The sequence below is a fragment of the Ignatzschineria sp. F8392 genome, from assembly GCF_002252045.1.
Lineage (GTDB): Bacteria > Pseudomonadota > Gammaproteobacteria > Cardiobacteriales > Wohlfahrtiimonadaceae > Ignatzschineria.
In genome coordinates this window covers 12,479-34,487 of record NZ_NEFF01000010.1, presented here as the reverse complement: position 1 = coordinate 34,487, position 22,009 = coordinate 12,479, and the positions used below count along the sequence as shown (strand labels likewise).

At 40.6% G+C, this 22,009-nt stretch carries 17 protein-coding genes and 1 tRNA gene; 13 read left to right on the top strand and 5 right to left on the bottom strand.

From position 1 onward, the window contains the following. Positions 1-652: 652 nt before the first annotated feature. The 4 genes from ttrB to B9T19_RS10670 all read left to right on the top strand — a co-directional run bounded on the left by ttrB (position 653) and on the right by B9T19_RS10670 (position 6,677). The gene (ttrB, locus tag B9T19_RS10355; RefSeq protein WP_094568549.1) at positions 653-1,393 is read left to right on the top strand and encodes a tetrathionate reductase subunit TtrB; all 741 of its coding nucleotides are present in this window, start codon (positions 653-655) and stop codon (positions 1,391-1,393) included. Then, positions 1,390-2,493, top strand: a complete 1,104-nt coding sequence (gene nrfD / locus B9T19_RS10350; protein ID WP_094568548.1) for an NrfD/PsrC family molybdoenzyme membrane anchor subunit — start codon at positions 1,390-1,392, stop codon at positions 2,491-2,493. Before ttrB ends, nrfD begins: the two co-directional genes overlap by 4 nt. A 215-nt stretch (positions 2,494-2,708) precedes the next feature. Beyond that, a complete protein-coding gene (locus B9T19_RS10345; RefSeq protein ID WP_094568552.1) occupies positions 2,709-5,825 on the top strand; it encodes a molybdopterin dinucleotide binding domain-containing protein in 3,117 nt (1,038 codons plus the stop codon). Between the two features lie 687 nt (positions 5,826-6,512). Then, complete coding sequence (locus B9T19_RS10670; protein ID WP_158214402.1) at positions 6,513-6,677, top strand: hypothetical protein; 165 nt, start codon at positions 6,513-6,515, stop codon at positions 6,675-6,677. 665 nt (positions 6,678-7,342) lie between these two features. On the opposite strand, the gene B9T19_RS10340 is transcribed toward B9T19_RS10670, so the two are convergent. Together B9T19_RS10340 and B9T19_RS10335 are read right to left on the bottom strand one after the other, a co-directional pair. After that, the gene (locus B9T19_RS10340; protein ID WP_157957452.1) at positions 7,343-7,750 is read right to left on the bottom strand and encodes an Mth938-like domain-containing protein; all 408 of its coding nucleotides are present in this window, start codon (positions 7,748-7,750) and stop codon (positions 7,343-7,345) included. Beyond that, complete coding sequence (locus B9T19_RS10335) at positions 7,740-8,585, bottom strand: hypothetical protein (RefSeq protein ID WP_094568546.1); 846 nt, start codon at positions 8,583-8,585, stop codon at positions 7,740-7,742. The genes B9T19_RS10340 and B9T19_RS10335 overlap by 11 nt, the downstream gene beginning before the upstream one ends. Before the next feature lie 533 nt (positions 8,586-9,118). On the opposite strand from B9T19_RS10335, the gene artP reads away from it, so the two are divergent. From artP to B9T19_RS10300, 7 genes are all read left to right on the top strand, one after another. Then, positions 9,119-9,844, top strand: a complete 726-nt coding sequence (gene artP / locus B9T19_RS10330) for an arginine ABC transporter ATP-binding protein ArtP (protein WP_094568545.1) — start codon at positions 9,119-9,121, stop codon at positions 9,842-9,844. Between the two features lie 230 nt (positions 9,845-10,074). Then, entirely contained in the window at positions 10,075-10,818 is a 744-nt protein-coding gene (locus tag B9T19_RS10325; RefSeq protein ID WP_094568551.1) for a transporter substrate-binding domain-containing protein, read from the top strand. 132 nt (positions 10,819-10,950) lie between these two features. Then, entirely contained in the window at positions 10,951-11,646 is a 696-nt protein-coding gene (locus tag B9T19_RS10320; RefSeq protein WP_094568550.1) for an ABC transporter permease subunit, read from the top strand. Between the two features lie 9 nt (positions 11,647-11,655). Beyond that, complete coding sequence (gene artM, locus B9T19_RS10315; RefSeq protein WP_094568544.1) at positions 11,656-12,321, top strand: arginine ABC transporter permease ArtM; 666 nt, start codon at positions 11,656-11,658, stop codon at positions 12,319-12,321. 117 nt (positions 12,322-12,438) lie between these two features. After that, positions 12,439-12,529: transfer RNA gene (locus tag B9T19_RS10310), tRNA-Ser, on the top strand. A 359-nt stretch (positions 12,530-12,888) separates the two neighbouring features. Then, entirely contained in the window at positions 12,889-13,635 is a 747-nt protein-coding gene (locus B9T19_RS10305; RefSeq protein WP_094568543.1) for a hypothetical protein, read from the top strand. Between the two features lie 12 nt (positions 13,636-13,647). Beyond that, the gene (locus B9T19_RS10300) at positions 13,648-14,046 is read left to right on the top strand and encodes a hypothetical protein (protein ID WP_143436889.1); all 399 of its coding nucleotides are present in this window, start codon (positions 13,648-13,650) and stop codon (positions 14,044-14,046) included. A 102-nt stretch (positions 14,047-14,148) separates the two neighbouring features. On the opposite strand, the gene B9T19_RS10295 is transcribed toward B9T19_RS10300, so the two are convergent. The 3 genes from B9T19_RS10295 to B9T19_RS10955 are packed head-to-tail and all read right to left on the bottom strand — an operon-like array spanning position 14,149 to position 17,200. Further along, positions 14,149-16,095, bottom strand: a complete 1,947-nt coding sequence (locus B9T19_RS10295) for an FUSC family protein (protein ID WP_094568541.1) — start codon at positions 16,093-16,095, stop codon at positions 14,149-14,151. A 2-nt stretch (positions 16,096-16,097) separates the two neighbouring features. Continuing rightward, entirely contained in the window at positions 16,098-16,988 is an 891-nt protein-coding gene (locus B9T19_RS10290; RefSeq protein ID WP_094568540.1) for an HlyD family secretion protein, read from the bottom strand. Between the two features lie 2 nt (positions 16,989-16,990). Next, positions 16,991-17,200: a DUF1656 domain-containing protein gene (locus B9T19_RS10955; protein WP_094568539.1), complete on the bottom strand. Its 210-nt coding sequence runs from the start codon at positions 17,198-17,200 to the stop codon at positions 16,991-16,993. Positions 17,201-17,502: 302 nt separating this feature from the next. Between B9T19_RS10955 and B9T19_RS10280 the strand changes: the two genes are divergently transcribed. Beyond that, positions 17,503-20,208, top strand: coding sequence for a YheC/YheD family protein (locus tag B9T19_RS10280; protein WP_094568538.1), 2,706 nt, complete (start codon positions 17,503-17,505; stop codon positions 20,206-20,208). Positions 20,209-20,218: 10 nt separating this feature from the next. Further along, complete coding sequence (locus B9T19_RS10275; protein ID WP_158214401.1) at positions 20,219-21,985, top strand: UDP-N-acetylmuramoyl-tripeptide--D-alanyl-D-alanine ligase; 1,767 nt, start codon at positions 20,219-20,221, stop codon at positions 21,983-21,985. The last annotated feature ends 24 nt before the right edge of the window (positions 21,986-22,009 follow it).

Here is a 22,009-nt window from a genome sequence, read left to right as displayed (position 1 = left end):
TCGGTTCCCGCCGTTCAAAAAGCCTTCTTAAGTATCATTGATTGAAAAAAAAGGCTGAACGCTGCCGGTCCTCACCATCGCGTTCTTTTATCAATCTCGCGCCGGCAGGGGGCAATCATTCGATTGCCCGAATAGTTTTATCTTTATAAATGTCGATGAGTTGCCGTAGATTACCATTGCATTCTTTCACAAGTTGCATGCCGGAAAAAATCGTTGCCTTAACGATATCATTCTCGGTGCTGAAAGCGCCGACTGGCGGGCATGCAGTAGCGAAAAGAGTGAAATAGTCGGTTCCCGCCGTTCAAAAAGCCTTCTTAAGAATCATTAATTTGAGATAAAAAAGGTTGAACGCTGCCGGATCTTACCATCGCATTCTTCCAGAGATTACGCGCCGGCAGATGGTGATCTTCTATCACCGCCAACCGGTTCTTTTAGTTATTGAATATAGAGAGGAATCTTATTCTCTTCATCAAAAAAATCTCAGAAAAGCGAGTTTGAGAGACTTGCTCTAGATCAATTTATTAGCAGGTATGTGGTTTACCACAATAGAGGGACTTTACAAAAGTCGGGATCATAAGAGCATGAAAAAATTTATGGGAATGCCTCCCGTTACCGTCTCCGTTGAGAGATAGAGATAAAAGGAGAATTGAAGATGGATATTACCCGTCGTGATCTACTGAAGCAACTCGGAGCCTTAACGGCAGGAGCGGCTGTTGTCAGTTTAAAAGAGGCACGCGCAGCTGAAAAGCATGTACCCCCACGTCGTGAGGGCGATCCTAATAAACGTTACGGTATGATTGTAGATCTTCGCCGTTGTATCGGCTGTCAAGCATGTACCGTCAGCTGTACGGTAGAGAATCAGATGCCGGCAGGGCAATTTAGAACTACAGTGCGCCAATATCAGGTGATCAGCTATGAGCAAGATCAAGCGACAAACGTCGTTCTTCCAAGACTTTGTAACCACTGTGATAATCCTCCCTGTGTCCCTGTCTGTCCAACACAAGCAACCTTCCAACGAGAAGATGGCATCGTTGTGATCGATAACAAGATCTGTGTCGGTTGTGCTTACTGTGTTCAGGCTTGCCCTTATGAGGCGCGCTTTATTAATGAAGAGACCGGCACGGCAGATAAATGTACCTTCTGTGCGCATCGCTTAGAAGCGGGATTACTACCGGCATGTGTTGAATCATGCGTCGGTGGCGCACGTATTATTGGGGATATGAAAGATCCTAATAGCCTTATTAGTAAGATGCTTGTTGAGTTTGCTGATGAGATTAAGGTGTTAAAACCTGAGCAGGGAACAACACCCCAAGTCTTCTATATTGGGCTTGATGAAGCGTTCCAATCGCAAGTTCAAGGTCAAGCAATGTTATGGCAGGAGATTGTATTATGATTCGTGAATTATTGACACTACCACAAGAGATCGCCTGGCTCCCCTGGGCGGTACAATACTTCTTCTTTATCGGCTTGGCCGCTTCTGCAGCACTGATCGCCGTTATTTTAAGATGGTGGAAACATGGTGAGCTAAAAGGGCTTGAGCTTTTGGTGATGGGATTTGGTATCACCGCCGGTATCGTAGGGCCGATCGCACTTTTGGCAGACCTCCATCAACCGGGACGCTTTATTAACTTCTATACACAGATGGCACCTTGGTCATGGATGTGGATCGGGGCAATCTTTGTTCCACTTTTTGTTCTCTTTATGATAGTTCAATTTCTCCTTCTCTTGAGAGAAAATAGCACGAAAGAGGGAACCTATAAGTGGTTTAGAGCACTCCATTGGGGAAGTATCAACCCTAGCTTCTGGTTACAGTGGACTTCGATGGGGCTCTTAGTGACTGCATTTATGATTCTTCTCTATACCGGAAAAGAGATTAATGTGCTTCGTTCACAGCCGATCTGGTTTACACCATGGTTGCCGTGGGTTCTCTTCTTTACAGCATTTCAAGCAGTACCGATGTGTGTTAAAGCATGGAACTCGCTCTCATCAAGATGGTCACATCGTCAAGATCATACGGCAATTTTAAGCCGCTTCCAATTGGTCGGTCTGATCGGTGTTGCCTTTACCTTAATCGGCTGGGCGATGAGCGATACGCCAGCAGGCGCTGCTTTTCGATCACTTCCTGAGAAGGGCTCTGTCTGGTTTACGATCGGTTTAAGTCTACTGATCTACTGGTTAGTCTTAATGATCTACACCTTCGTCAACTTCAATCAACGCCGTATCAATTGCCGCTGGATCGATCTGCTTCTTGCACTTGGATCACTCTCTTTGGCATGGACTATCCGTTGGGCGATCTTAATGCAGTCACAAACATTGCCAAAATATAATGTGGTGATCAATCCATACCATCTCGATTGGGGATTTAGCGGATTCTTAGGCATTCTTTCCACCTTTGGACTCTGGCTCACCTTAGTGATTATTGTCTGGAGTCTACTACAGGATCGTTGGTTAACCTTTAAGCCTATTAAGCGATCTTCTAGCGTAGCTTCATAAGGTGAAGAGCCAGATTGCGAAAAGCGCAAATTAATCGATCAGTGCAGAGCTTCAGATCAGAGTGTTATCGATCGATAAAGCTCTGCCAAATAGGGAATCAATAAGAATCAATAAATTGCGGGAGAGCGCCGATAGAGCGCTACCCTAGGAGTAATAAGATGAGTGATGATAAATTGAAAAAAGAGATCGAAACGATCGACGCGTCAACAGAGGTGATGCCATCTCAAGAAGAGAGCTCTCATGCTGATGATGACGCACGCCGTAAGCGCCGTAATATTGTTAAGGGGGTTGCGGCAGCAGGGGGGTTAGCAGCATTTGCGGTTGGATATAGTAATACTGCAAAAAATATGGTGAAGGGTCTTGTGACCGGCACCTCAGCAGAACCGACTAAAAATGCAATCTTTGGTGATGCGCTCAATGTGGAAGGGCATATCGAAGATGGGAAATTTATCCAAAATAAGAAGCAGGCGATGTCTAATACGCAATGTTTTGGATGCTGGACCGTTTGCGGCGTGCGGGTGCGGGTCGATAAGGAGAAGAATGAGGTGATTCGTATCGCCGGAAACCCTTACCACCCACTTTCGAGTGAAGAGCAATTCAATTACGATATGCCGATCGATGAGGCATGGGTGAAATTAGGGGGCGATCAAGGCATTAATGATCGTTCAACGGCTTGTGCTCGTGGAGCGCAGATGGGAGAATCAGTTTCGAGCCCATATCGTGTTCTCTGGCCTTTAAAACGTGTTGGAAAGCGTGGGGAAGGTAAATGGGAGCGCATCAGCTTTGAGCAATTGATCGATGAAGTGGTCAATGGTGGCGATCTCTTTGGTGAAGGGCATGTAGATGGGCTTAAAGATATTCGTGATCTTGAGACATTGATCGATCCCAAAAATCCAGAATTTGGAGTTAAGGCGAATCAACTTTTAGTCTCAAATGCCGGAAATGAAGGGCGTGAATTCTTTGTGAAGCGCTTTACAAATGAGTCCTTTGGAACACGTAACTTCACAGCGCATGGAGCCTATTGTGGTCTAGCGTATCGTTTAGGCTCCGGCGCGTTGATGAATGATATGGCAAAAAATGCCCATGCTAAGCCAGATCTTGAGAATGTTGAATTTGCAATCTTTATGGGAACATCGCCGGCACAATCGGGGAATCCTTTTAAACGTCAAGGTCGCCTCTTAGCAGGTGCGAGAACTAAAGAGGCGAGTGAATTTAGTTATGCCGTTGTTGCGCCTAATCTGCCGATGACCAATACCTTGGCAACGCAGAATAATACTTGGGTCTCTATCCTTCCCGGGACTGATTCGGCAATGGCGATGGCGATGATTCGCTACATTATTGAGCAGAATCGCTATAACGAAGATTATCTCACTGTTCCTGGGCAGGCAGGGATGAAGGCAGCGGATGCGGTAAGCCATTCAAATGCAACCCATCTTGTGATTATCGATGAAGCAAGTCCGCTCTATGGTCAGATGTTACGCCTTGCGGATATTGAAGGGGGCGATCGTGCCTCGAGCCCTATTTTAACAGTGGATGCCGCAACGGGTGAGTTAAAAGATGTTGATGAAGCACTTCGCGGTAAGCTCTATTATGAGGGTAAAGTAACACTCGCTAATGGAGAAGCGGTAGAAGTTGCAACAAGCTTCACGATGTTAAAACGCTCTGCTGAGAAGCTAACTTTAGCGGAATATAGTGAGGTTTGTGGCGTACCTGTCTCCACGATTGAGGGATTAGCGCGTAAATTTACCAGTCATGGTCATAAAGCGGCGATTATTACTCATGGTGGAATGATGAGTGGTAATGGTTTCTATAATACTTGGGCACTCTTAGCGCTCAACGTCTTAATCGGCAACATGAACTATAAGGGCGGAATGCATGTTAATGGTGGTAAATATGCCGACTATGCGCCGGGTCCTCGTTATGACTTTACAAAATTCGATGGTATGGTTCAGCCGAAAGGAATTATGATCGGTCGTGCGAAGCGTCCTTATGAATCCTCTACAGAGTATAAAGAGAAGGTGGCGCGTGGTGAGAATCCTTATCCGGCGAGCCGTCCTTGGTATCCTTTTGCAGGTGGGCAGGCAACAGAGATGTTGATCTCGGCACTCAATGCAGATCCCTATCCTTTAAAAGCTTGGATCAGTAATATGACTAATCCGGTCTATGGGATTACCGGTTTTAGACAGTTACTGCTCGATAAGTTAAAAGATCCCAAAGTCTTACCACTCTTTGTGGCGATTGATGCCTTTATCAATGAGACAACCGCAATGGCGGATTATATCGTTCCCGATACTCATAACTTTGAGAGCTGGGGCTTCGGTAGTGCTTGGGCAGGCGTTCCCTTTAAGACCTCTACTGCAAGATGGCCTATCGTGGAGCCACGTGTCGAGAAAGATGCAAAGGGTCGACCCATTTCGATGGAGCTCTTTTTTATTGAAGTGGCGAAAAAGATGGGATTGCCGGGCTTTGGTGAGAATGCGATAAAAGATTATACCGGTAAGAATTATCCTGTTCATACGGCGGAAGATTTCTATCTTCGTGCGGCGGCGAATATGGCTTTTGATGGTTCACCGGTGCCGGAGTCAAATCGTGAAGAGCTCGAACTTACCGGCGTTAAGCGTATTATGCCCGCCATTGAGCAGATCTTAAAACCGGAAGAGCAGATGCGCGTTGCTTATGTTTATGCGCGTGGTGGACGTTTTGCTGACTTTGATACTGGTTGGAAAGGAGATGAGATGACGAAGAAATGGACGCCGACATTACAGCTCTGGAATGAGACTGTTGGGGTTCATCGTCACTTTGCAAATGGTGAGCGTTATAGTGGAACGCCAACTTATCATCCGCCACGATTCTCCGATGGAAGCTCTGTTTATGAGCGCTTTCCGAAAGAGGAGTGGCCATTGGCATTGACCTCCTTTAAATCCAATATCGTCAGTAGTACCTCCGGTTCAACATTACGGTTGCGGATGATCAAGCCGACAAACTTTGTTGCGATTAGTGAGGAAGATGCACTTCGTTTTAATGTTCAAAATGGAGATCGTGTTCGTATTGAGTCACCTAATGGTGCGCAAGAGTCACAAATCATGGTGCTCGATGGGGTTAAACCCGGCGTATTAGCGATTGAGCATGGATATGGTCGCCGAGATGTAGGTGCAAGAGCTCATATGATCGATGGTGTTCCGATGCAGTTTAGTCAGCATGTAGGAAGTGGGCTCAATCTCAATGATCTTGCGATTGCTGATCCCTCAAGACCGATTCCAGCGCCTTGGCTCGATTGGACAACAGGTGCCGCGGTTCGACAAGGTATTCCTGCGAGAATCGTAAAACTGTAAATAAGACTGAAACATAAAACGGAAATAGATCTTCTGTAGCTCACACCCTACAGCGGACTATTATGAACCAACTCACAACCTTTGGTTCATTATAAAAACCACTCTTTTTGAGTGGTTTTATTTTTTAGTTCTAAAAGGGCTGATGAGTTGCCGGAGATCACCGCTGCATACTTCCATGAATCGCACGCCGGCAAGTTGGCAGCCTCTATTGTCGGTGGACTTTCTCGGCATCATTGATGCCGATCAGCGGGCATACAGTTGTGATAAGAGCGCGATCGTTCCCTCCCGCCGATCAATAGATTTTCTTATTGCTTGAAACAATCAAACAAAATAGGCTGAACGCTACCGGATCTTACTATTACGCTCTTCCAGAAACTACATGCCGGCAGAGGGCGATCTCTATTGCCAAATAGCATTATCAGGTTTCATTAATGACAACAAAAGGGGTTGTTGAGTTGCCGGAGATCACCACTGCATACTTCCATGAATCGCACGCCGGCAAGTTGGCAATCTCTATTGTCAGTGGACTTTCTCGGCATCATTGATGCCGATCAGCGGGCATACAGTTGTGATAAGAGCGAAATCGTTCTCTCCCGCCGATCAATAGATTTTCTTATTGCTTGAAACAATCAAACAAAATAGGCTGAACGCTGCCGGATCTTACTATTACGCTCTTCCAGAAACTACATGCCGGCAGAGGGCGATCTCTATTGCCAAAAGCATTATCAGGTTTCATTAATGACAACAAAAGGGGTTGTTGAGTTGCCGGAGATCACCACTGCATGCTTTCATGAATCGCATGCCGGCAGAGGGCGATCTCTATTGCCAAATAGCATTATCAGGTTTCATTAATGACAACAAAAGGGGGTGTTGAGTTGCCGGAGATCACTACTGCATGCTTTCAGAAATCGTATGCCGGCAAATTGGCAATCTCTATTATCGGAGGACTTCCTCGGCATTGAAGGTGCCGACCTGCGGGCATGCAGTTGTGATAAGAGCGCGATCGTTCCCTCCCGCCGTTCAACAGATTTTCTTATGGGCTGAGTCAATTAAACAACAGAAGCTGATGAGTTGCCGGAGATGACCTCTGCATGCTTCCATGAATCATATGCCGGCAAGTTGGCAATCTCTATTGTCAGTGGACTTTCTCGGCATCATCGATGCCGGCCTGCGGGCATGCAGTAGCGAAAAAACGAAATGGTAGATTTCCGCCACTCAACAAATTTTCTTAAGAATCATTCATCAATTTATTCGTCAAAAGAGAAGAGGCTGAACGCAGCCGGATCTTACTATCGCGTTCTTCCAGCAGTCACATGCCGGCAGATGGCAGTTTTTATTACTGCCTGTAAGTATCGATCGTATAGATCATATCGATTTGATCTCTCGGCATCATCGATGCCGGCCTGCGGGCATGCAGTTGTGATAAGAGCGCAATGGTTCTCTCCCGCCGCTCAACAGACTTTCTTATTTGCTTAATTACTCAATTACTCAATTGCTTAATGTAATGACTTAATGACTTATTTCTCAATTGGAAAAAAGACACCTAAAGCATTGCGATCTTCAGCGGCTAAAATAGCAAATGTCCGGCAGAGGGATTCTGTGGCCATTGTCTCAATACCAATTCCGCGTTGATAGAAAAAGGCCCGCCATTGAGGATCGAGAAATTGCATCTGATTGCCAGAGCCGATCAAAATAACAGTGGGCTTCAGTTCAAGCCACTTTTCAAAATGAGCTTCTGTTAATTGCTCAAATGTTGCCGGTAAATAGTCTTCTCCGTGTAATACCTCTTTGTTAAGGAGCATAATCGGCTCATGCCATTCACTCTCGTCATTGAGTCGAAAGAAGCGTGGGGCATAACCTTTGATATGGAGATTATCTGTCGTTTCACGCTGAATAGTGGCGCCGGCAGGATTATTATTGGGCATCGATAGACTCCTTAATAAGTGCAAAAAATTGATCTTGATCTTTAACGTGATAGAGCGCTTCAGCATCGATCGTAACACCATAACGCTCTGCAATCATCTCATAGAGCTCAAGCCGATGTTCAATGAGTTGAGGGAAGATCCAACGCGTAAAATGTGCCGGCGTAATCTCCGACTCTGATTGAAGTTGATGAGTTTTGAGATACTCCTCAATTTTAGGTAAGAGGAATGAAGCTTGATAGTAGAGCGGCTTAGGATGGGATTGAGCGCGCTCGATCACATAGTTTTTCGCCTTTTCTGAAGCCTTTATATAGATCAATAACGCATTTTGACCGATTAGCTCCCAACTCTTCTCATCTTGAATTTCACAAAAGCTACCGCTGGTATCGATAATGAAGTTAGGGCGCTGATAGAGCTTTTCTGCACGCTCCATAAAGTAGGGAACATCGGCAATTGCACCTATCTCAGCAAGACGATGGCGCTCTAAACGATCGAGAAATTGAGCCAGAGGTTGTCCTCCTTCAGCAGGATTACCAACCATTCCCAAATAAGCAGAAAGAGGAGCGAGATTACTAATAGAGAGTCTAGATTCAACTGAAATCGCTCGATTTTGAATTAAGCTCTTTAAGAGTGGATTTTTCATCGCTTCAAACGTTAAAAAATCATTCACTTCATCTTTAAGGTGATGTGTGCCAATTCGATAATCAATCGAGTAGTGAAACCATTCCGATGGGGGAAGCTTTTTGGAGAGATGGGTCTTTCCTACACCACTCATCCCCATCAGAGCAATCCGCTTATGGGGGGAATCTAAAAATTTTTCAACAAGCGCTTTTTTCATATCACTATCTATCTGTTTCTATCTGCTATTTAATTAGGTTACTTATCTATCAGCCTATGACTTATAAGTTTATGATTTAAATAATGAATCATTAACTGTACGGTTCATTAACTATTCATGACCAACCACTTATTACTATTTGCGACCTCTATTTTGACTGCTCCATTGCTGACTATTTTACCGGTTATTTTACGGGTTATTTCACGAGTTATTTCACGAGTTATTTCATCAGTTATATCGCTAGAGTTTTCATTAATATTGCATCAATTGAGTAGTCTTTAGTTGCAAAGATTTTATATTAGCAGAGATTTGCCGGGAGATTTCTTTTTCCCCTGTTTTATAATGAAAATGATGGTGAAAAGATTCTGCATGAAAGAAAAAAATACCGTAAAATAGACAGGTTTGAAAAGAAGATTTTATAATTCTAATGAGTGAGCGCACCCGGATTGATGCGCTCTTTTGCGAATTTTTTGCTAAAAGCGATATAAGGGCTTCTGCAAAGTTCCTGCGGGCTGAAAAGAGATAATAGAAGAATGATTGAACTGAAACACTTAAACTATTTTTATGGCGATACGCAAGTACTTTTCGATGTATCTATTAAAGCGAAAGAGGGAGAGATCGTTGTTTTATTAGGGCCGAGTGGCGCAGGGAAGAGCTCCTTATTACGTATCCTCAATCTACTTGAACGCCCTAAAGAGGGAGAGCTTGAGATTGCAGGATTTGATTTCGATTTCTCTCAGTCGATCTCCGAAAAAAGTATTCGGGAGTTGCGTCAAAAGGTGGGGATGATCTTCCAACAATACCATCTCTGGCCCCATCGAACGGTGTTGCAAAACTTAACCTATGCGCCGGTTAAACTTGGTAAAATGAGCCAAGAAGCGGCGAAACAGAAGGGGTTAGAGGCGCTTCGATCTCTTAAGTTGGAGGGATTAGATGAGCGATATCCACTAAAGCTCTCCGGCGGACAACAACAGCGAGTTGCTATTGCACGGGCGCTTATGATGGAGCCCGAAGTGCTTCTCTTTGATGAGCCAACCGCGGCACTCGACCCGGAGATCACCTCGCAAGTTGCTGCGATTATTGAAGAGCTATCTACAACAGGAATTACACAAATCGTCGTAACTCATGATGTCGATTTTGCAAAACGTATCGCTACCTATGTGATCTATATGGAAAATGGGCGCGTTGTCGAAGAGGGAGATGCCTCAATGTTTGTAACGCCAAAGACAGAGCAATTTAAGCAATATCTCTCCCATTAAATTCCTCATTTTACGATAGATGCGATATGATGAGGAGGGCTAAGGTGCCGGCATCATCAGCTGCAGACGCGCTATCATATCAAGTTGTATTTCAAGCGCCCGATGATGAGTGAAGAGATCAGCAAAGATAACAAAAAGATGTCAAAGAGAGATCAATAAACAGATCAAAAAAGAGATCAAAAGCTGTGAGAACAGATCGAAAATAACAATAGAGATAGATGGAGAATATTATGAAAAAGAGATTAGGATTACTACTTGTTGCCGCAGGATTATTGAGTTCAACAACCCTCTATGCACAAGATAAATTAGTGGTTGGAACCAATCCGGCATATCCACCTTTTGAATATAAGGGTGAGAATAATGAGTTATTAGGATTTGATATCGACCTGATGAATGAAGTATGTAACGTTTTAGAGAAAGAGTGTGTCTACTCAGAACAGGAGTTTGATGCATTAATTCCTAATCTTCGTCTACGTCGTTATGATGCTGTTATTTCAGGAATGGATATTACGGAAGAGCGTGCAAAACAGCTCGCGTTCTCTGATCCTTACTATCAAAACTACTCTATCTATATCACCACAAAAGAGAAAGCAGATCAGATCAAAGATGTGGCAGATGCTAAGATTGGTGTGCTTTCAGGTTCAACGCATCAGCAATATATCCGTGATACCTATAAAGGGGCAAATGTCTCGGTCTATCCTCAATATCCTGCAGCGATGAGCGATCTTGCGATTGGTCGTGTTGATGTTGTGTTTGGTGATGGGGAAGTTGTTAATGATTATATGAAAGAGAATGATAATTTCGTCGTTGTCGGCGAGAAAGTGACAGATCCTAAATACTTCGGACAAGGATTAGGTATCGGCGTTGGAAAACGTAATACCGAATTAGTGGATCAGATCAATGCGGCGCTCAAAGAGGTTAAGGAGAGCGGCAAATATGATGAGATCTACAGCAAATGGTTTGAGCAGCAGTAGTGGCAGTGAAGATGCGTAACTGCAAAAAAAGCGATGGAAGGTTCATCGCTTTTTGTTTGTTTAATTTGAGGGAAGAGTGTGAGTGAACTAACAACTATTTTTGATCTGTTTAACAGTCAATATTTTGCAGCGATGTTAGTAGCGGCAAAAGCGACAATTTTATTGGCGATTATCGCATTGGTGATGGGATTTCTCTGGGCGAATATCTTAGCGATTTTAGAGTTGAGCCGATGGCGAATTGTTAGGTGGAGCGTCACCCTTTTTGTATCGATTATTCGTTCATTGCCGGAATTGATCGTCATCTTCCTGATCGGATTGGGGCTTCCTTATCTCTTTTTGGAGTATGAGGAGATTTGGCCACCTCAAGTGATCGATCTCTACTTCTCAATTCTCGATAGTTATGGGGAGTATCTCTTCTTTGGTTTAGGTGCATTTGCGCTCTCGTTAATTTATGCTTCTTATGCCTCTCAGACGATTAGAGGCGCACTACTTGCCGTGCCTAAAGAGCAGTGGCATAGCGGAGCCGTTTTAGGGCTCTCTAAGCCGGCAACCTTCTTCTATATCATTATGCCGCAGATGTGGCGTCACGCCTTTCCGGGCTTAAGTAATCAGTGGTTGGTTCTATTAAAGGATACCGCGCTTGTCTCCTTAATTGGTGTTCATGAGTTGATGAAAGAGACCGACTATATCTATAGTGCAACATCCGATGGATTTACCTGGTATACGATGGCGGCGTTGATCTATCTTGTGATCTCTTTAGTGAGTCAGAAGTTACAAGATCTTCTCTACAATCGAATTACCAAGTATGATCACGAGCCGGCGAAATAGGGGGAGAGCATGTTAGATCATTTTATCTTTATTTTAGAAGGGGTTCCGCTCAGTTTAGGCTTAACGGTAGCGGCCCTCTTTTTAGGGTTTATTTTAGCGCTTCTCTTAACGGGAATCTTAACGCTATGGGAGAATCGTTGGCAGGCAAAGATTGCACGCGGTTTTATTATCTTCTTTACCGGCACGCCACTTTTAGTGCAGATCTTTCTCTTCTATACAGGGCCTGGGCAATTTACCTTTATCAGAGAGTCATTCCTCTGGTCACTCTTCTCAGAAGCTTGGTTTTGTGCAATCTTAGCACTCTCTTTGAATTCAGCTGCTTATACGGCTCAGCTCTTCTATGGCGCAGTAAAGAATATCTCTAAAAGCCAATGGGAGGCTTGTTTAGCATTAGGTATGAGCCGTTTTGAGGCGATGAAAATTCTGATTCCACTTGCACTAAGACGCGCTCTACCGAGCTATTCTAATGAGATTGTCTTGATCTTCAAAAGTACATCTCTTGTACAGGGAATTACACTTCTCGATATTATGGGAAGAGCAAGAGAGCTAACAGGGCAGACGTATGATTCCATCACATATTATGCTATGGCAGGCGTGATCTATCTTGCGGTGAATGTTGTTCTCATCATGATTGCAAAACTGATGGAGCGAAGAGCATTAGCATTTGAAAATTGATAAAAGATTCAAGATCGAGGCGAAAAGAGTAATTGATCAATTTTAACGCTTTACATCTTGGAAAGAATTACTATAATAGTACGTCTATTCACTACAGAGCTAGCGAATAAACAAAAAGGAAAAGTGGCCGAGTGGCTGAAGGCGCACCCCTGCTAAGGGTGTATACGTTAATAGCGTATCGAGGGTTCGAATCCCTCCTTTTCCGCCATACGATACGTTAAAAGCCCCTATTTTAGGGGTTTTTTGCTTATCTGGAGATTGTAAGTACTCATTAGTGTACTCATTAAAACCCTCACATCCATCTCATTTTCATCTTATTCTCTATTTAGTTTTCGACATCCGGTTATTTTAGCTTTTGAGGTTTTGTTTGCATTTTTTCTTTTAGTCATTTTTGTTTTTGACGAAATATTTGATACTTCCAAATACTAATTACTTATCTAACAGTTTCTACTATATTTTTCATATTATTAAAAAGTATTAAATGCAGTTTGTTAGGGAAGTTACTAAACTAATAGATCAAGTTTATTGGTGTGATGATATTTCTTTGAAAGGCATAAAAAGGTAATAATGGTACAGCTAGAAAAGATTTCAGAAGTTTTAGGTAAAGAGTTAATTAGAAGACTCGAAAATGAGGAATATATTCGAGAGGATGAAGAGCTTTTATATTTTCGTGAAATGCAGAAAATTGGAAAGAAAGATTCCATGGATATTCAGGCCTGGGCTTTCTATTATGCATTAATGAAAAATGAAACAAATGCTTTGAAATATTTTAGACGATCTCTTTATCTCGGTTCTGAGGCTTTTATAGAGAATTTTTTAGCTTATTTATTGAGAACAAGTAGAATTCAAGAGTTTATGAGAGTAACGTCAAGGCTTAGATTAAAATATCGTGGAGATAAAAGTATTATGGAATCTATCTGTTTCACTTCTCTTCTCAAAGGTGATATTGAGGCATCTAGGAGAGATCTTGAAGCTCTTATAGCGCTAAAGAGCGATGAGATGGAAAAATATCAAGAATATTTAACAGGCTTTAATGCTTTTATAGAGAACAGTTGTTTTACTGAGGATGATTTAAAGTCTTTGATGGATACCTACATTTCTATTATAGAAGAACATCAATTGGCTGTTGGAAAAGTAGTATTTGATTCATCTCCTCAGTTCAAAATAAATGATGTGGAGATGATGGTTTATTTGCCAGAAGCAGAAATTAATAAAATTGTTGATCTAGATATTGAATTAGCTTTTAAGTTAGCTGATATTCCTAAATTAAATGGCAAGGTTTTCTCAGCTTCATTTAATTTCTATGAGAGGTAATATTCTATGTCTGTGTCTAGTTCAGATTTTCTTGATTTAGCGAGGCGAAATCTAATTTCTTCTCCAAGAGAGATAGAGTGCAGAAATACAATATCATTAGCATATTATGCATCATATCATGCGATTAAACCCCATCTTAGTAAAAATGCCCCTAACACTCATTCTGCATTGATAGATTATCTTTGTGATGAAAATATGCATCAAGATGAGAAGATGAAATCTTCCGATTTAAGAGCATTAGGTTTACTTTTAGAGACGATGAAGAAAAATAGAGTGTATGCTGATTATTTTTTAAAGAAAAATATTAAAGAGCGAGATGCTCGTAAAAGCATCATCTCTGCTGAAGCCTTTAAGGCAGTGCTAGAAGAGCTAGTTGAAGGACGCGATGATAGGTCAGTGGATGATCAGTAAAATGATATGCAGATCTATATGAAAGATGAAGCTATTTTAAGATTTGTTTATAAGCGATATAAGCGAGTAATGGTATTGCGAGTAGAACTCAAAACTTAACATCTAATCCATCCCCTCCAAAAACTGATTAAAAGAGGTTAGGGCGCAATGCAATATCCAGTAGGTTAATTGCTCTTCCTGTGGTGCTTTCTCTTCTAATTGATTGACGATGAGTAGCGCTTCATCGATTCTCTCTTCTTTGATGGCGGTAATGAGATTATCAGGAATTATCCACTCTATGCCGGCATTTTGTAGTTTTAGTTGCTCCTTGAGAATGACAACAGTTAAAAAGCAGTGTGCTAAAAATCGGCTCTTCTCCTGTATATCGGGAATCACTTTTGCTTGTTGAACAGCACTGGTTAAAAGCGCTTCATAGTTTTTGACCGCTTGAAGTGAGACGTGATTCGCCAACTGAGAAAATTGTTGCATTATATCTTGTTGGAACCGTATCATTTTGCGCTCATTAGAGGTTGGACGAATAATATTGAATATTAATAATATAATGCCGAGCGCAACTAAGAGTGCAAAAGTTTGATTGAGAAAAGCATTGATATCGAAACTCATCGGGTTAGAGAATCCGATTAGAAAGCTAGAGGCTAATAGAAAGCCATAGCCGACTAAAAAACCTAACATGGAGCTTGCCCGGATAAGTGATGCGATAAAGTAGAGGGGGAGAATAATCATCATCGCCGGGACAATACTTGTGGCCTGAATCAGAAGACCAAATTTCAACATAAAAGAGATCGGAATGGTCAGTAGCAGAGTTAGAATAAATGTGATTGTTAATAGTTTTGTGATCATGGGGTAAGTCGCCCCTAAGGTGCAGATAATCCCGATCAATATTAAGAGGATATATCCCATATCCCATTGGGTCTCCATCCAGAAAAACATTCCAAAAAGAATACTGATAAATGTTCTCCCACTATTGATGAGTGCCTCTTTTCGATCGCTGTAGTGGATATTTCGATCCGGCATATAGAGATCTTCATCGATCGGTTGATCTAAACGAGTCTGATAAAACTCAGTAAATTTCTCATCGAGCTTTGTGACAAATTCAGCGCCTTTTGCTGTTTTTAATAGTGCATCAGGTGCTTTCGGTTTGCGTTTTAGTTTCTTTTCAGTGATGCCGGCAGTGGCAAACCATTGGTCAAGCTGATTTAGGTATTCTGTTACTGCTAATTGATCTGATTTTAAAAGATCTTGCTTAATGGATTGAAGGACTAAAACGCCGGACATCGCTCGCATCAAACGGTAGGTGTAGTGATAGATCATCTGATTATCTTCTCGCTCTGTCGATACTGATAAAAACTCTTGATAGATCAGATCTCGAAAATCCATTAAGCCTAACAATGTCTTTTCATAGACTTTATTAAATTTCAAAGGATCAAAATCCGCTGTTAATAGGGCTTGATAGAGCTGTTTAACATTAGAGCGTTGTAGGCGAAGCTTCTGCTTGACGATGATTCGTTCTAAATGAGAAGGCCATAACATCGAGACAAAAAAGGCGGTCACTAGACCAATTAAGATCTCTAAAATACGTGCTTGAGTGATCTGAAAGACCATATAGGAAGAGGGGGATATCGAGAGTGCAAAGCCTAAGATGGCGGAGGTATAGCCACAGAGCGCAAAGCAGTAAGTTACCATCGAGCTCTTGATGCTTGCTAAGTAAGCACAAATTGAGAGCCAAAATGCCATGTAGATGGTAAATAGCCATTGATCATCGAGGGCCACAGTCGCAAGGAGTGTAACGGCAAATGCGCCGACAAGGGTTCCGATCAAACGTGCTAAAAATTTCTCAACCAGCATACTCTGCATTGGTAGAGAGACAATAATCACCGTCATGATTGACCAGTAGGGTTTATCGGTCTGTAATCTAAACGCAATAAACCAGGCGATTCCAACGCCAACGGCAACACGTAATCCGTAAGAGTAATTGAGGCCGGCAAAATAGTGACCTAATTGATTAAGGAGTACCTTGAGTTTAGATTCTTGGATGTTTGTCTGGCTCATGGCTATTTTTTAGACTCATGCATTTCATCTAAAACGATAATAGTGACTGTCGTCCCGGCGATAAGATTATGTGCCTCTAACTCTTCATCACTCTCTTCAAAAGCGACTTTTACCGGGATTCTTTGTGCCAAAGTTACCCACGGATAGTTCGGCTTCACTGCTTGTAATAATTGTTCACCAGTCTGTGCGCTCTGGTCAAAAATCGCTCGACCATATCCAGTAATATAGCCATACATCTTTTCTCCGCCATTGTAGGGGATAATCTCAACGCGGCGTCCAACTTCAATATAGGGGAGTTTAGTCTCCTCGAAGTAGCCTACAGCATGAAAGCTATCTTTATCGACAAGCGCAAAGAGGGGTTGTCCAGCTGGAATAAAGCTCCCTTCACGAATATTCATATTGGTGACATAGCCACTGACTTCAGCATAAACCTTGGTTCGACTGAGGTCGAGCTTTGCTTTTTCTACCGCAATCTCAGCCTGCTGTACCTGATCATTGAGCAGATCTAAGTTGTATTTAACATCATCAAGATGTTCTTTTGAAATCGCAGCAACATTACCGAGATTGGTTCTACGCTCATATTGTAATGCGGCTTGTTCCTGACGTATGCGTAGTTGCTCTAATTGTGCTTCTGCATTTCGAAGATTGATCTCATAATCGATCGGATCAATTTCAAAGAGAAGCTCACCTCTCTTAACTAATTGATTATCTTTAATAGGCAGGTCGATCAGTTTACCAGATACTTGTGCCGATACTTGAATTACGTCGGCCCGAATTTTTCCATCGCGTGTCCATCCGCCTAAAACGTAGAAGTTCCATAACTGAAAAGCGACAACGATCAGCACAAGTGCTGCAATAACGGTAATTAAATAGCGTTTTAAAGCATTCTTCATAATCAACCTTGTAGGAACAGAAAGATTAAATGACTCAGATAAAGCGAGACAAAGTAGATAGTAATATCGACGAGATTTGGATGCCAAATTCCACTAGAGTAGAGCTTTTTTCGATAAAATCCGCGCGCAATAAGCCAGATAAAAAAGCCCAAAACTAATACTTTTAAGATGCCGGGCAAAAATATTAATGACCCAAATACCAACTCTTTCATCTTCTCTCCCGATATAGATATGGTTTTACCCAGTTACTATCGTTAGCTTGAGTAACTGTTGACGCATTATATCATTATCGAAGGCATGGGAGAGGGAGGAAGTTGTGTTTGCTTTGTGAGTAAGAAATTTAATATTTGTATTTCTAATTAATGTTATTTGAATGGTTGTAATTTTATTTGAAGTTATTTTCATTTATTTATAATAAGTTTTATAGGATGATAGGTCTTATGTAAATATTGTTGATATAATTCACTCTTACAAAACTTTATCGATAATAAAATTATTACAGTGAGTAAAAAAGATGGCATTAAATAGACTATTAAGTATGGCAAAAGAGAAGATGTTAACTGTTTTGGAAAAGTCACCTCAAATAGACCTTCCAGAAAATAATCCTCCAACGATTCTATTTTTTGCTATATCGGATAGTAAAGAGCGAGCAAATGTTGAAATTGCAACGGGAAACGATTTTGAAGATGCTTGGCAGAAAGGGGTAGAAGCTTTAAAGCGTTGGCGTCTTAAAAATTGGTTGAAGCCTGCTTGGTTGCGTGTTGAGATAGTTCGGGAAGTTGAAGCACTTCAATGGGATGAATTTCAAAAAAGATTAGCAAGAACGAAAAGAAGTTATTTTCGTTATGGAATATCTTTAACAGAAGATTTCAAAACAGCACTTTTAGAGCATGAACTTTATGGAAATGCAATTTTATACCATTCAGACAGTTCTGTTGCAGTTGCGAATGAGAGAAATTTAAAAAGTTATACCCGAAGACGCTTTAGGAGAGAACTTAGCTGGCCACAATCAGAGGATGCATTAATCTATCGTTTTAAGACATATGCGGTTTTTACTGATGGATTAGAAAGTTATGAGATAGAGCCTGAAGGGCGTAATAGTGGTTATCGTATTATCGATCAGTGGAATCATGAAACAGTTACAGAAATTATTCATAAAAGCACGGAATATTTAGCAAAACAGGTCAAGTCGAATGGTTTTTACCATTATGGATGGTTCCCCTGTTTTGATCGACCGATTCCGACCTATAATGCATTACGCCATGCTAGTTCTACCTACGCATTATTGGAAGGATGGGAGGTTTGCCAAAAGCCCGAGCAGAAGCAAGCAATTGATCGAGCTTTAGATTATTTAGAAAAAGAACTTATTAAAATTGAAGTATTACCTAGTGGAGAAAAAGCAGCATTTCTTGTTGATGTTGGAGATGAGATTAAGCTTGGCGGAAATGCAGTTTCTATTTTAGCTTATGCTAAATATACCGAGATTACCGGCGATCAACGTTATTTAGAATTAATGGAGCATTTAGCAAATGGTATTCTCTTTATGCAACAAGAGGATGGTCGCTATATTCATGTGCTTAATTATCCTGATTTAAGTATCAAGGCAGAAAATAGAACCATCTATTATGATGGAGAAGCTGCTTTTGGCTTAATGCGTCTTTATGGTATTACGAAAGATCCCCGTTGGTTAGCATCGGTGGAGAAGGCGTTTGATTATTTTATTGCGAATAAGCATTGGGAAGCACATGATCATTGGCAAAGTTACTGTGTCAATGAATTAACGCTTTATAATCCTGATCCTAAGTATTATCAATTTGGATTAGATAATGTTCGGGATCATCTCGATTTTGTATTAAATCGTATTACAACATTCCCTACGCTTTTAGAGTTAATGATGGCAGCTGAGCGAATGATATCGCGTATGCAGGAAGATAAAAAAGTATCACACCTTTTAGAAGGGTTTGATATTGATAAGTTTTATCGGGCATTGGAGTATCGCGCACGTTATTTAATGAATGGTTTTTTCTATCCAGAAGTTGCGATGTTCTTTAAAAATCCACGCAGGATTCTCGATGGCTTCTTTATTCGCCATCATGCTTTCCGTGTTCGGATCGATGACGTGGAGCATTATCTCTCAGGATTTGTAGCGTACCGGAAGTATTTGGAAATAGCTAGAGATAGTAAAGATGTAGTTTTAGATACTAGTACAGTAATAGGATATCTCTGTTATCCAAAAACACCTCGACGTTTTAGGGAAGCTAATCGTTTAGCTCATGAATTAGATAGTCGTGGGCTTACCATGCTTTATTTTTCATATAGAGATTTTGAACAAAAAAACAATTTATTTAAAGGGTATCGTTATTCTAACAAAGATTGGGTTGAAGGTTTTTATCCTTTACCCAAATATATTGACAATGCTCCTCCCAATAATCGGGGACAGAGGGAAATCTATCAAGATTTACAACGTAGTAGTCAGTTGCTGTGTCATAGATTAGGGAATAAGGATAAAGTTATAGGGTTATTGGCTAAAAATAAGAAGCTAGCTCCATTTTTAATTGAGAGTTATCCTTTTACAATTGACACTCTTTTTGATGTTCTAAAAGAGAAAGATACTGTTATTTTAAAAAGTAAACGTTCTAGTCAAGGGCGAAGTGTATTTTTGATTAGGAGGGAAAATAATATATATTCTCTTTCCGATGGAAATGATAAAGAATATTTTGATAGGGAAAGTGCAGAGATAGTTTTAGAGGAGTATCAGACGCCTGAGTGGATTCTGCAAGAGTATGTTAAGAGTTTAACAGTACCAGATAATAAGCCCTTTGATATTAGGGTTGGAGTATATCGTCAAAACAGAAATGGAGAGTGGGCAATTGCCAATCCTTATGCTCGAATTGGAAATAACGAAGTTACTTCAAATTTAGCACGAGGAGGAGTTGCAAGGCCAGGCGAGGAGTTTCTGCGGGAACAATGTCTTGAGCAATCATCCGATATTCTAGAAAACTTACAGTTTGTTTCAAAAATAATAGCGGAAACACTTCAAGATGAATATCAATTTCCGATCGATGCTTTAGGTATTGACTATGGAGTAGAAGATGGGAATATTTATCTTTTTGAGGTTAATACTTATCCTGGAATGAAAGGTAACATGGATCAAGTTGTTAATTTGAAGGTTAATTATTATCAAGATTTGCTTAGCGAATTGAGACACTTTGAAATATAGGATGATGACAATGATCTTTTCAAAAACACTCTATTATTTACCTTCAGATATTGATATTCTCGATTTTGGCAAGGTAAAGAGATCTTTATTAAAAATAACACCTCAAGGTTTCTTGATTTATCGAGGGGCATATCAGGCTTGGATAAGTGTTCTTTCGATGTTAGAAAAAGAAGGGGTTGAAATTACAGATAAGATAGCAAGCGCCGGTTATATTGATACAGATGATATCCATGATATACAGTCGACTGGATTAGCGATAAATTTAAATGATTTCACTTGTAGAGATGCATTAATTAAATGGTTTATAGGTAATATTAATAAGACTGATTGGTTATGGTATGGAGATGAATTTAATTATATTGTTTTTTCTCCTAAAAATAATGTGTTTAAAAATAGAGAATTTACTCCACAACAATTATCCGATTTTTTATCTGGAGAATGGATTCGGGAACCTAAACAAAAAGTTTATACTGGTTTTTTTGCTACGGCGAAAAGCTCTAGAACAAATAAGGTAACATTTGTCAGAAGTTTAAAAGGAAACTCTCCTGGAACTACGGTTCGAAGTTTAAAAAGATTTAATGTAAGTGATGACGTTACTCTCATAACAGATAGAACACATTTAGATTCAAAATTAAAAAATCCTATTCTAAAAGTAGATAATATCAATTTTGCTGCAGAAAAAATTATTAGATATTATCGATCCGACTTTAGTGGGAAAATTGTAACTATTACTGGTTCAGTGGGCAAAACTAGCTCTACTCTTACGTTAAGTAGAATTTTAAAAAATAAAGGACGGGTTTTAACGGGAATATATAATAATTTAATAGAAGGGGTTTATAAGTTTGGGTTACAGCTTAATATTCAAGACTTTGCTGTGTTTGAAGTAGCTCAGGGTGCTTTACCTCGCTCTGCTGATACTTTAGATTCTGATGTTGCTGTATTGGTCAATCTATCAGAGTCTCATATGGAAAGACATGAGTCTTTAAAAGATTTGGCATTGTTGAAAGCTCAAATTTTTAAGTCGAAATACAATTCAGGTAAACTAAGAGTAGCTGTGATTAATAGGGATATACCTTACTACGATGAGGTCGAAAAAATCGCACTGCTCAATAATAGAGCTGTTATAACCTATGGTGAGCACCCTGAATCTATGTTTAAGTTTTTAGGTGATACTTTTAATTACTTTATGTTTTCTTATAAAGGACAAACATTTAGAGCTAGAAAGGACAGTTATAGCAAACATATATCTATAAATGGATTAGGTAGCATTGCCATATTACATGCTTTAAATCTTAATTGGTTGGATGATTTAGAGTTGATGGGGCAGTGGTTATCTCCGCCACCAGGAAGGGGAGATAAACACAATATAGTAAAATATAATAAAAGTTTTTTGGTGATAGATCATGCCTATAACGCAAATCCAGATTCAGTAAAATCTGCCTTGGTTGAGTTATCTACATATCCGGTAGAATCAAATAAAAAGAGAAAAATTGCGGTTTTGGCAGATATGCTAGAAATGGGAGATGCTTCAGTACAGCTGCATGAGGATGTAGGTAGTTACTTTCAAGATTTAAATATTGATATTGTCATTTTATGTGGAGAGCTTATATCTAATTTAAGAAAAACTATTAAAAAGGATATTAAAATTATTGAGTTTAACTCCATTGAGTTTCTATTTGAATCTCTAACTAAGCTTATTAATGATGGTGATATATTGATGTTTAAAGGCTCAAATGGCACAGGCTTACGCAAGGCTTTAAAAGAGTTTATAAAATAATTTACAAATATACTTTAGGTGCTC